The following is a 12293-nucleotide window of genomic DNA, read 5'->3' on the forward strand; positions in this document are numbered from 1 at the left end:
GCGTCAATCACGGCTGCGACTTTGCAGCGCCCGCTGGCTCGGCCGGTGCCGGGCCGGTTTGCCCCTTCTGATCGCCGTCGCCGCGCTCGCGCTTGCCGCGGCGTTCGCCGTCCTTGGCTTGGCCCTCCTTGCCTTGGCTCTCTCCGCCCTGACCGTCCTTGCCTTGAACGGCCGGCCCGTCCTTGCCCTGACCTGCCTTGGCGTCCGGCGAACGGCTGCGCTTGCGCGGCGCGAGGTCGGGGGTCGGCGCCCGGTCATCGGCCCCGATCAGAACCTTGGCGCCATCGGACAAATTGGCAAAGCCGGTGGTCACGACGCGGTCGGAGGTCGAAAGACCGCTCGCGATCACCGCGTCGTTCTCGTTCTGCTGCGTTACCACTACCTGCTTGGCGGTTGCGATGTTGTCGGGGCCGATCACATAGCTGAACGTACCGACAGGGCCGCGCTGCACTGCCGACGTCGGCACCACAATCGCCTTCTCCAGCGTTTCGACCTTCAGCCGCACATTGACGAACTGCCCGGGCCAGAGCTGGAACTTGGCGTTGGGAAATTCAGCCTTCAGCTTCAGCGTGCCCGTGGTCGGATCGACCTGATTGTCGATACCCTTGAGCGTACCGGTGTCGATCACGGTGACGCCATCATTGCCGAACACATCGACGAGGAGCGCGCCCTTGGCGGCGGCGGCGTTGACGCGCACGATCTGCTGCTGCGGCAGGCTGAACTGCACCGCGATTGGCTGCAACTGCGTTAGGACGACGAGGCCGGTCGCGTCAGTCGCGCGGATGATGTTGCCCTGGTCGACCTGGCGCAGGCCGGCGCGTCCCGACAACGGCGCGATGACCTTGGTATAGCCGAGCATCGCACGCGCATTGTCGATTGCGGCCTGATCGGCCTGGATCAGCGCTTCCTGCTGGGCGACCACCGCGCGCTGCGTATCGGCCTGTTGCTTGGAGCCGGCATTCGAGGCGGCGAGCTGCTGATAGCGCGCCAGGTCGAGCTTCTGGTTGGCGAGCAGCGCCTCATCTTGGGCCTTTTTGGCCACCGCCTGATCGTATTGCGCCTGGTAGATCACGGGGTCGATCTCGGCGAGCACGTCGCCCTGCTTGACGTCCTGGCCTTCGACGAAATTCACCTTGATCAGCTTGCCGTCGACCTGGGAGCGCACCGTCACCGTGTTGAGCGCGCGCACCGAGCCGACCGCATCGAGATAGACCGGGACATCCTGCGTGCGCGGCATCGCCGCCAGCACCGGCACGGGCAAGTCTGGACGCGCGCCGGGCCCGCCACGACCGGCCGGCTTCTGCTGAAACGCGTTCCAGCCGAGATAGCCGAGCCCGCCGAGGATCAGCAGCGTGATCGTCAGCGACACCATCCGACGGCCGATGCCGCGCGCAACGCGCCTGCCCGCTGTCTTCGTGTCCTTGACTTCGGGCTTAAAGAGCATTGACCGGCCTTTCCATCCTGGGCTCCCAGCCGCCCCCCAGCGCCTGATAGAGACTGACGATCGCCAGCAGCCGGGCCAATTGGGCCTGCGACAGCGCATCCTCGGCCTGGAACAACGTCAGTTGCGTATTTAGCACAACTACAATGTCGGCGGTGCCAGCCCGCAACTGCTGCTCGGACAATTCAAATGCCCGCCGCGACGCTGCCACGACCTCGCGCTGCAGCCGCAGCCTCTCGGTGGTCTGGCGGATCGACATCAGGGCGTTGTCGACATCGGCAAAGGCCTGCACCACCGTCTTGCGATAGGTCTGCAGGAGCTCGTCCTGCCGCGCCTTGGTGAGCTCGAAATTGCCGAGAATCCTGCCGCCGTCGAAAATTGGCTGGGTCAGGCTGCCGACCATGCTGAAGAACGCGGCCTGCGGCTGAAACAGCGACGTCAGGGCTGAGCTTTGATAGCCGCCCTGCCCGGTCAGTTGAATGCTCGGAAAGAACTGCGCGCGGGCGCTGCCGACATTGGCGGTAGCCGAGGCAAGCTGCGCTTCCTGGCGGCGAATGTCAGGACGTTGCGTCAACAATTCGGAAGGCAGACCCGGCGTGACGCGCGGCGCGGCAATCTGGTTGAGGGAGCCGCCGGTCACGCGAACGGATTCCGGCGGACGCGACACCAGGGTTGCCAACGCGTTGAGGTTCTGGTCGAGCGTCTGCCGCAACGGCGGCACCAGTGCGCGCTGGTTGGCGAGGATGCTCTCCTGTTGCGCGACATCGAGATCGGTGCCGGTGCCGGCCTTGAAGCGGTCGCGGATGGCATTGAGGATGCGCTCGGCGCTGGCGATGTTTCGCTGTGCGGTGCGAATCCGGTCCTGCGCGGCCAGCACCTGGAAATAGGCATTGGCGACCGTCGTCAGCGTGGTCAGGGCGATAACGTCGCGGTCAAAGCGGTTGGCAACCGCGGTCTCTTCCGCGGCTTGCGCAGCGTCACGGTTCTTGCCCCAGAAATCCAGTTCATAGCTGGCGCTGAGCGAGGCCGAATAGTTGACCACTTCACGCCCGCCAATCGACAGGCCGCTGGAGCTCGAACGGGAGGTGCGGGAATAGGTCTCCGAGCCGCTAGCGCTGAGGCTGGGCAACAGCGCAGCGCCGGCGATTCGCGCCTGCGCATCGGCCTGCTTGAACCGCGCGGTGGCGGCTGCAATGTCCAGATTGACGGACTGCGCCTCCTCCATCAGGACCGTCAGTTCCCGCGAGCGGAAGCCGCGCCACCAGTCGAGCGTCGGCGGCGCGTCGGCAGCCTTCGAAAGCCTCGCCGCCTTGTAGCCATCGGGGATGTCGAGCGCGGGATCAGGAAGGTCCTTGGTCAGGACGCAGCCGGCGGAGCTAAAGACGAGGCCGAGCATCGCAAAGGATCGCGCCAGCCGCCGGCGGCCGCGGACGAGAGCAGACCAGCCTTTGATCGCAGCCGTTGCAATTCGCTGGGTCACACCCGTTCTCCACCGGGCAAATCCCGGCCCGGCGCATAGCGAGCGAGTCTCCTGTTGGCCTGCACGACAATCACGGGGTGATGCTTCCGTTGAACCGAACCGGATATTAGCCTTGCGATAGCGGCGCGGACAGTCCCGCGCAGCGCTTCGCCAGCCATTCGCCCGGGCCCGCAAAACGGGCAGCAAAGCGCTCACTTCCCTTGTTTTATAGGGCCGGAGCGATGTCGGGACACCACAACGCGGTCGAAATCTTACGAAGATTTCATGGGGCTTTTCCCCTGTTCTGACCTTCAGCATCCGCTTCCCGCGCAACCCTGAAGCGGCACCTGTGGCCAATTTGAAACTCCGGGAACAGCCCCCGGTGATCGGCACGGGAATCACATTGTCCGGTCACCGTCTATGACCGCCAACTCAGAGCCGGACGCAACAACTGGTTCGAGACGGCGCGCTGGTTGTTTGCGGTCGGCGAATATTTTCGCACACGCCGTTTTGCGCAGCGGCTACTCGCCGGTTGTCTGGCGCCGATGGGCGCCGCGATCTGGTCGAGGCCATCGCACGAGATGCGCGCGCTCCGCACCAAGGAGTTGCCGCGGGTGTTTTTCACTCTACCGCTGGTCACACTCAAGGTCATGGCGGCGATCTGGACGCACGGCTGGTGCCGCGGAAGCACGCAGTCCTGAATAGCGGCTTGGCGAGCGGGAAAAGCAACGTTTATACTTCACCGGCGTTGTCCACCCGTTCCAAGGATTGAAGCAGGGTCGATCGGCCGTGCGAAGCCCGGGTTAAACCGCATTCGATGGATCGCCCATGTCCGAGTTGATTTCGGTCACATCGGAAACCGTAGACGCGACGTTTCCGGAATTGCCCCGCCTGGTCCGGCTGGCGCTGGGCTTTGGTTCAAAGCTGCAGCACGGCACGCTCGACGTAACGCTGGCCGACGGCCGCACGGTACGGTTGGGCGGCAACGGGCCGGGGCCGGCCGCTGTCATGAAGATCTACGATTACGGCTTTGCGTCGCGGCTCCTGCGCGGCGGCGACATCGGCATTGCGGAAGCCTATCTGCGTGGAGAATGGGACACGCCCGACCTCACGCAATTCCTTTACCTGTTCTGCGTCAACCAGGATTGGATGCAGACGATGCTGGTCGCCAATCCGCTGACACGCACGTTCCAGGCCGTCAGGCACTGGCTTAACCGCAACACAAGGCGGCAGGCCCGTCGCAACATCTATGCGCATTACGACATTGGTAACGCCTTCTATTCGGCGTGGCTCGATCCCAGCATGACCTATTCGTCGGCGTTGTTCGAAGACGACACCGCCGACCTGACCGCTGCGCAACACAACAAGTACCGCCGGCTCGCCGAGGCGATCGATCTGCGGCCAGGCCAGAAGCTGTTGGAGATCGGTTGCGGATGGGGCGGCTTTGCCGAATATGCCGCCAAGACGTTCGGCGCCAAAGTGGTCGGGCTCACCATCAGCAAGCAACAGCGCGATTTCGCGCAGGCGCGCATTTTCAACGCGGGGCTGAGCGATCGCGTGGAGATCAAACTCCAGGATTATCGCGACGAGCGCGACCGCTACGACCGGATCGTCTCAATCGAGATGATCGAGGCGGTCGGCGAGCAGTTCTGGCCGAAATATTTCTCACAGTTGCGCGACCGCCTGCTGCCCGGGGGGCTCGCCGGCATCCAGGCCATCACCATCCAGGACAGCCTGTTCCAGGCCTATCGCCGCGAGGTCGATTTCATCCAGCGCTATGTCTTTCCGGGCGGCATGCTGCCTTCGCCGCAGATCCTAAAGACGCTCGGCGAGCGCTTCGGCGTTCCCGTCATTCGCGAGCGCATTTTCGGGCAAGATTATGCCAAGACGCTCGCGATCTGGCGAAGCAATTTCCGCGCGGCCTGGCCGAACCTGATGCCGTCAGGTTTCGATGACCGCTTCCGGCGGCTGTGGGAATATTATCTGGCGTACTGCGAGGCCGGATTCCTGTCCGGGAATATCGACGTGCGCCAGGTGGTGTTTGCAAAATCGCCCTGACGGCCCTACCCCAACGCTGGCTTGTATGGCCGGCGGCCCTCCTTTAGGGTCGCCTAACGATTAGGCAAACAAACCGGCGATTTCAAAGACATGACCTTCAACAAAGACGTCATCGAAGCGATCGGCAACACGCCCCTCATCAAGCTGAAGCACGCTTCCGAAGCGACCGGCTGCACCATTCTCGGCAAGGCCGAATTCATGAATCCCGGCCAGTCGGTCAAGGACCGCGCCGGCAAATGGATGATCCTCGAGGCCGAAAAGCGCGGCGACCTCAAGCCGGGCGGGCTCGTGGTGGAATCAACCGCCGGCAATACCGGCATCGGGCTTGCGGTGGTGGCGAGCGCGCGCGGCTATCGCACGCTGATCCTGATCCCGGAAACGCAGAGCCAGGAAAAGAAGGACATGCTGCGGCTATGCGGCGCCGAGCTGGTCGAGGTGCCGGCGCTGCCCTATTCCAATCCGAACAACTATCAGCATGTCGGGCGGCGGCTGGCCGCCCAGCTTCGCAAGACCGAGCCGAACGGCGTCTTGTTCGCCGACCAGTGGAACAATCTCGACAATGCAAAGGCCCATTACGAGTCTACTGGACCGGAGATCTGGGAGCAGACCGGCGGCAAGGTCGACGGCTTTATCTGCTCGGTAGGCACCGGCGGCACTCTCGCGGGCGCCAGCCGCTTTCTGAAGGAGAAGAACAAGGACATCGTGACCGCCTGCGCTGATCCGCACGGCTTTGCGATGTACGAACTGTTCAAGCATGGCCAGGCCAAATCGACGCCAGGCGACTCGATCACCGAAGGCATCGGGCTCGGTCGGGTCACGCCGATCATCGAGACAGCCAAGGTCGATGACGCGTTCCTGATTTCGGACGAGGAAGCCGTGACGGTGATCTACGACTTGCTCGAGCACGAGGGCCTGTGCCTCGGTGGCTCCACCGGCATCAACGTGGCGGGTGCGATCCGGCTCGCAAAGCAGCTCGGGCCTGGCAAGACCATCGTCACCATCCTTGCCGACTCCGGCGGCCGCTATCAGTCAAAGCTGTTCAATCCGGCATTCATGCGCTCGAAGAACCTGCCGGTGCCGGCATGGCTGGAGAAGCGCACTAAGGTCGACGTGCCGTTCGAGAAGGTGTGAGGAGGCGAGTGGCGAATAGCGAGTAGCGAATGAAGTTCCGCCTATTCGCTATTCGCTACTCCCTATTCGCCATCTTCAATGCCGCAAGATCTGGCTCAGGAACAACTTCGTCCGCGCGTGCTGCGGGTTTGCGAAGAATTCCTGCGGCGTGTTTGACTCGATCACCTGTCCGGCGTCCATGAAGACGACGCGGTTGGCGACTTCGCGCGCAAATCCCATTTCGTGGGTGACAACCAGCATGGTCATGCCTTCCCTGGCGAGATCGACCATAGTGTCGAGCACCTCCTTGACCATTTCAGGATCGAGCGCCGAGGTCGGCTCGTCGAACAGCATCACCTTGGGATTCATGGTCAGCGCCCGGGCAATCGCGACGCGCTGCTGCTGACCGCCCGACATCTGGCCGGGATATTTGTTGGCCTGATGCGGGATCTTGACACGCTCCAGGAATTTCATCGCGGTCGCTTCGGCATCCTTTTTCGGGATGTTGCGTACCCAGATCGGCGCCAGCGTGCAGTTCTCCAGCACGGTCAGATGCGGAAACAGGTTAAAACTCTGGAACACCATGCCGACCTCGCGGCGGACCTCGTCGATCCGCTTGAGGTTCGGCCCGAGTTCGATGCCATCGACGACGATATTGCCTTCTTGAAATTCCTCCAGCGCGTTGATGCAGCGGATCAGCGTCGACTTACCCGAGCCTGAGGGGCCACAGATCACGATGCGCTCGCCCTTGGCCACGTCAAGGTTGATGTCGCGCAGCACGTGAAAGTCGCCGTACCACTTATTGAGCGCGTTGATGCCGACGATCGAGGTTGCGGTCATGGTCCTATACTCAGTTGCGATGGTGGGCGTTCAGCCGGTTCTCGACGAACAGCGAGTAACGCGACATCCCAAAGCAGAAGACGAAATAGATGATGCCGACAAAGGCAAAGCCGGTAAACAGCGTCGTCGGTGTCGACCAGACCGGATCGGAGAACGAGGCGCGCAGACTGCCGAGCAGATCAAACAGCGCCACGATCGAGACCAGCGATGTGTCCTTGAACAGCGCGATGAAGCTGTTGACGAGGCCGGGAATAACGTGGCGCAGCGCCTGCGGCATCACGATCAGCGCCGTGGTCTTGCCCCAGGACAGGCCAAGCGCGCTCGCCGCCTCCCCCTGCCCGCGCGGGATTGCCGCCAGGCCGCCGCGGATGACTTCGGCCTGATAGGCGCCGGCGAACAGCGCAATGCCAATCAGGGCGCGCATCAGCCCGTCGATGGTGAAGCCGGTCGGCACGAACAGCGGCAGCATATAGGTGGCGAAGAACAGCACGGTGATGAGCGGAACGCCGCGCCAGAACTCGATGAAGGCGATCGAGAAAATCCGGATCAGCGGAATGGTCGAGCGCCGCCCGAGCGCGAGCGCAATGCCGACCGGCATCGAGGCGACGATGCCGACAACGGAAACCACCAGCGTTACCAGCAGCCCACCCCACAGCCTTGTATCGACCTCCGGAAGGCCGCCGCTATCGAGCCCCATCACCGCGATGACGAGGCCAATGCCCACGAAGATCGCCAGGCAGGTGATGAGCGGCCGCCAGCCGGATCGTAGGCCGCCGCCGAGCCAGAACAGCAGCGCCGAGACAATGACGGCGGTCGCCCCGAGGTCGGCCCAGACCGGACGACCGAACGCCTGGATCTGATCGCGCAGCCAGGTCAGCGGTAGCAGCAGCCAGCCGATCAGCGTGCTCAGCAGCACGATCAGCTTGCCGAGCACCCACAGCAGCGGTCCAATAATGGCCGTTGTCTCGCCCGCGGCCACCAACTTCCTGCCGCCGTCGCCGATACTGTCGTTGAAGCCTGAGAGAAGCCCTGCAGTCCAACTCACGCCGAAGCCGCCAAGTCCACCGCCGCGCAGCAGGAAGAAGGCGACCACAGGTAACGCCACGAAGAACAGAAGCGCGTTGGGTCCCTTGGCCGGCAGTCGCGGAATCAGAAGCGGAACCAGCAGGATAGCGGAAAGAAGGAAAGTCAGGTTGACGCGCCAGCGCTCCGGCTCCGGGTAGAAGCCATAGATGAACTGGTAAAACTTCGCTTGAACGAATGGCCAACAGGCGCCGACCGGGCGTCCGACATTCTCAGCAAGACAGGCCGTCCGATCCTTGCCGAACCAGACCGCATCGATCAGCGCGAATTTCACCGCGGGAACGACGACGACCCACAGCAGCAACAGGCTGACGATCGTAATGAGGATGTTGGTCGGGGAATTGAACAGCCGCGTGCGCAGGAAGCCGATGAAGCCGGTGGTCTTCACCGGCGCGGGTCGCTCCGGCACGAGATCCTGACGGACGAAATTGGATGACGTGATATCGCTCATCCGCCCATGCTCCGGCTGATCCGCCATCCATAGAAGCTCATGATCGCGCTGGTGACCAGCGAGATCAGGAGATAGACGCCCATGGTGATGCCGATGATTTCAATCGCCTGCCCGGTCTGGCTCAGCGTGGTTCCGGCAAACACCGAAACCAGGTCGGGGTAGCCGATCGCGACCGCCAGCGAGGAGTTCTTGGTCAGGTTGAGATACTGGTTGGTCAGCGGCGGCAGGATCACCCGCAAGGCTTGCGGGATCACGATCAGCCGCAGCACCGAGCCGCGCTGCAGTCCGAGCGAGGAGCCGGCTTCCATCTGGCCCTTGTGCACGGAAAGAATGCCCGCGCGCACGATCTCGGCGATGAAGGCTGCCGTGTAGGTCGATAGCGCGAGCGTCAGCGCGACGAATTCTGGAATGAGCCGAGAGCCGCCGGCGAAGTTGAAGCCTCTGAGCACCGGCACCTCGAACGTGACCGGGACGCCGAAGATCAGCACGCTGATGAGCGGCAGGCCGATGATCATGGCGAGCGCATAGGGCCACACCTTGATCACCTTGCCGCTTTGGAAGAGCTGCCGGCGCGCGTATCGCCACAATATGATTGCAGCGATGATCGCCGCCAGCAGGGCGACGACGAACGGTTCGAAACCGGCCTCGCCGATCGGCTTGGGAATGACGAGACCGCGATTGCTTAGAAAGATGCCGTTGAAGATCGAAATGCTCTGCCGCGGATTGGGCAAGGCAGCGAGCACCGCGAGATACCAGAACAGAATCTGAAACAGCAGCGGCAGGTTGCGGATCAGTTCGACATAGCCGCCCGAGATCCGCGACAGCAGCCAGTTCGGCGACAGACGGCCAAGCGCGACGAGGAAGCCGATGATGGTGGCGAAGAAAATGCCGATCACCGAGACCAGCAGCGTATTGAGCAGGCCGACGACAAAGACGCGCGTGTAGGGATCGGAGCCGGAATACGGGATCAGGCTCTGGCTGACGTCAAAGCCCGCATTGTTGGCAAGGAAGCCGAAGCCGGCGGTGATCCGCTGCGCCTGCAAATTGGCGCGGGCATTGGCGACGATCTCATAGGAGATCCAGGCGAGCGCGGCGACGAACAGGAGCTGGAGCACGAAGCCGCTCCAGCCCGCTCGGCCGCCGAGCGCCCTCTGCAGCTTGGGAAGTAGCTGCGACGGAGGTTTTCGGGGTTCGATGGCCATCGCCGCAGCCCCTCTCCTTGGCGCTTAGCGGATCGGCGGCGCGTACTGGATGCCGCCCTTGCTCCAGAGCTGGTTAAGGCCGCGGGCGATGCCGAGCTTGGAGCCGGAGCCGACATTGCGTTCGAAGGACTCACCGTAATTGCCGACCGCCTTCACGATCCGCACCATCCAGTCCTTGGTCAGGCCGAGCTGCTCGCCCAGATTGCCGTCGGTGCCCACGGCGCGCTTGACCTCGGGCTTGTCGGACTTGACGATCTCATCGACGTTTTTCTGGGTCATGCCGAGTTCCTCGGCGCCTACCATCGCGTAGAGCGTCCATTTCACGACATCGAACCATTGATCGTCGCCATGGCGGACCATCGGTCCGAGCGGCTCCTTCGAGATCACTTCGGGCAGCACGACGTGATCAGCCGGCGTCGCGAGCTTGAGGCGTTCGGCATAGAGCTGGGAGACATCAGAGGTGAAGACGTCGCAGCGGCCGGACTCATAGGCTTTGACGGTTTCGTCCGCGGTCGCAAACGCGATCACCTCATACTTCATGTTGTTGCCCTTGAAGTAGTCGGCAAGGTTTTGCTCGGTCGTGGTGCCGGTCTGCACGCAGACGGAAGCGCTGTTGAGTTCCAACGCAGAGTTCACCTTCAGCGACTTCTTCACCAGGAAGCCCTGGCCGTCATAATAGGTCACGCCGGTGAAGTTGGCGCCAAGCGAAGTGTCGCGCGACAGCGTCCAGGTCGTGTTGCGGGACAGCACGTCGATCTCGCCGGACTGCAGCGCGGTAAAGCGGTCCTTGGCCGACAAGGGCACGAATTTGATCTTGGTCGCATCATTGAAAATGGCCGCGGCGATCGCCCGGCAGATATCGACGTCGAGCCCGGTCCAGTTACCCTTGTCATCGGGCGACGAGAAGCCCGGCAGGCCCTGGCTGACCCCACAGGACAGCATCCCGCGGTCCTTGACCGTCTTGAGGGTTTGCGCCGAGGCGGCCTGAGCCGTGAGGCCGGCAAGGGCAAGGGTAACAACCAGAGATACGCGTTTCATGGGCAAAGGCCTTTCAAGGGGTCGTCCGGAAGATACTTCTAGGCAACGCCTGACGTTGGGGGCCAACCCGCTGATCCCTCGCTGAAAAGCGTCATGCTGACCGTGCATTTGGCGTGCCATTCCGGTCAGGCGGTGGATCCGGTATCGCAGCAGGCCCCTCAACATGCAGCGAGTGTTAGTTTGGCATGCATCACAGAACGACTGGCGTGCCGGGTCAAGGGGTTGACTGCCTACTTCTGTGTCTTGTTATTAACTCAGCCGGTCCCCGCCCCCGGACCGACGGTGTTTTCGCCGTCAAGTTGCGGCTGCGGCATAACGTCTTGGATAATGCAAACGCATGAGCTTTTCGAACGACGGTCCGTCCAATCCGCAAAAAGCCGAAACCAGGCTGGTCACCGCCGGCCGTGACACCAAGGGACAGAGGGGTTTTGTCAACCCGGCGGTTTACCACGGTTCGACCGTCCTCTACCCGACCGCCGAAGACCTGCATGCCCATCGTGCCGAGTTCTCGTACGGGCGTCATGGCAGCCCGACCACGCGGGCGCTGCAGGACGTCTTGATGTCGCTGGAAGGTCCGCAATGCGCCGGCGTCGGCCTGGCGCCGTCGGGCCTTGCCGCGATCACCACCACCCTGCTCTCGGTGTTGAAGGCCGGCGATCATCTGCTGGTGACTGACAACGTCTACCGGCCCTCGCGCAATTTCTGCAACGGCATGCTGGCCCGCTTCGGCGTCGAGGTCAGCTATTTCGATCCGCTGATTGGTGCCGGAATCGAAAAGCTGTTCAAGCCCAATACACGCGCGGTGCTGGTCGAGGCGCCCGGCTCCCAATCGTTTGAAATGAGCGATATCCCCGCCATCGCCGAGGTCGCGCATGCGAGGAACGCGTTCGTCATCGACGACAATACCTGGGCAACGCCCCTGTTTCACCGTTCGCTCGACCAGGGTGTCGACATCAGCATGCAAGCCGCCACCAAATATGTTGGCGGCCATTCCGACATCATGTTCGGCACGATTTCGGCCAACGCGAAAGCCTGGCCGCTGCTCACCGAGGGCATCCGCCTGCTCGGCGTGTGCGCCGGGCCCGACGACGTCTTCCTGGCGCTGCGCGGCACCCGCACGCTTTCGGTGCGGCTCGCACAGCATTATAGCTCGGGCGTTGAGATGGCGCGCTGGCTTGCCGGCCGTCCCGAAGTGCTGACGGTGCTGCATCCCGCGCTCGAGAGCCATCCCGGCCATGCCATCTGGAAGCGCGACTTCACCGGCGCCTCCGGCCTGTTCAGCATCGTCCTGAAGCCGGTGCCGCAGAAAGCGGTCGATGCCCTGCTCGATGCGGTCAAGCTGTTCGGCATGGGCTATTCGTGGGGCGGCTTCGAGAGCCTGATCATCCCGTTCGACTGCAATGAATACCGCACCGCGACAAAATGGTCGCCGGGCGGGCCGGCGCTGCGGCTGCACATTGGCCTGGAGGACGTCGACGACCTCAAGGCCGACCTCGAGCGTGGTTTTGCGGCGTTGAAGGCTGCCGCCTGAAGCGTGATGAGATCAGGTCCGGCCTGATGGTTCGTTGACCGTCCAAACAAAATATCGAAAACAACCCCATGCAAAGTAGC

Annotated in this window: 9 protein-coding genes; 3 read left to right on the forward strand and 6 right to left on the reverse strand. The window is 62.9% G+C overall.

The window, feature by feature from the left end:
- Positions 1–7: 7 nt before the first annotated feature.
- Positions 8–1444, reverse strand: coding sequence for an efflux RND transporter periplasmic adaptor subunit (locus HCN50_RS16855; RefSeq protein ID WP_171710800.1), 1437 nt, complete (start codon positions 1442–1444; stop codon positions 8–10).
- Positions 1434–2837 (reverse strand): efflux transporter outer membrane subunit, encoded by a 1404-nt coding sequence (locus HCN50_RS16860; RefSeq protein ID WP_171711414.1) that lies wholly within the window; start codon positions 2835–2837, stop codon positions 1434–1436. The genes HCN50_RS16855 and HCN50_RS16860 overlap by 11 nt, the downstream gene beginning before the upstream one ends.
- Before the next feature lie 891 nt (positions 2838–3728).
- On the opposite strand from HCN50_RS16860, the gene HCN50_RS16865 reads away from it, so the two are divergent.
- Together HCN50_RS16865 and HCN50_RS16870 are read left to right on the forward strand one after the other, a co-directional pair.
- Positions 3729–4958 carry an SAM-dependent methyltransferase gene (locus tag HCN50_RS16865; protein ID WP_171710801.1) on the forward strand — a complete coding sequence of 410 codons (1230 nt, stop codon included), beginning with the start codon at positions 3729–3731 and terminating at the stop codon, positions 4956–4958.
- Between the two features lie 90 nt (positions 4959–5048).
- Entirely contained in the window at positions 5049–6089 is a 1041-nt protein-coding gene (locus HCN50_RS16870) for a cysteine synthase A (RefSeq protein ID WP_171710802.1), read from the forward strand.
- 75 nt (positions 6090–6164) lie between these two features.
- On the opposite strand, the gene HCN50_RS16875 is transcribed toward HCN50_RS16870, so the two are convergent.
- From HCN50_RS16875 to HCN50_RS16890, 4 genes are read right to left on the reverse strand one after another with little or no spacing between them, the layout of a single operon-like run.
- Positions 6165–6908: an amino acid ABC transporter ATP-binding protein gene (locus HCN50_RS16875; RefSeq protein ID WP_171710803.1), complete on the reverse strand. Its 744-nt coding sequence runs from the start codon at positions 6906–6908 to the stop codon at positions 6165–6167.
- Positions 6909–6918: 10 nt separating this feature from the next.
- Positions 6919–8442 carry an amino acid ABC transporter permease gene (locus HCN50_RS16880; RefSeq protein WP_171710804.1) on the reverse strand — a complete coding sequence of 508 codons (1524 nt, stop codon included), beginning with the start codon at positions 8440–8442 and terminating at the stop codon, positions 6919–6921.
- Entirely contained in the window at positions 8439–9644 is a 1206-nt protein-coding gene (locus HCN50_RS16885; RefSeq protein WP_171710805.1) for an amino acid ABC transporter permease, read from the reverse strand. Before HCN50_RS16885 ends, HCN50_RS16880 begins: the two co-directional genes overlap by 4 nt.
- A gap of 24 nt (positions 9645–9668) precedes the next feature.
- Positions 9669–10682: an amino acid ABC transporter substrate-binding protein gene (locus HCN50_RS16890; RefSeq protein ID WP_171710806.1), complete on the reverse strand. Its 1014-nt coding sequence runs from the start codon at positions 10680–10682 to the stop codon at positions 9669–9671.
- Between the two features lie 337 nt (positions 10683–11019).
- Between HCN50_RS16890 and metC the strand changes: the two genes are divergently transcribed.
- A complete protein-coding gene (metC, locus tag HCN50_RS16895; protein ID WP_171710807.1) occupies positions 11020–12213 on the forward strand; it encodes a cystathionine beta-lyase in 1194 nt (397 codons plus the stop codon).
- Positions 12214–12293 lie beyond the last annotated feature (80 nt).

The sequence above is a fragment of the Bradyrhizobium archetypum genome (assembly GCF_013114835.1).
GTDB classification, from domain to species: Bacteria; Pseudomonadota; Alphaproteobacteria; order Rhizobiales; family Xanthobacteraceae; genus Bradyrhizobium; species Bradyrhizobium archetypum.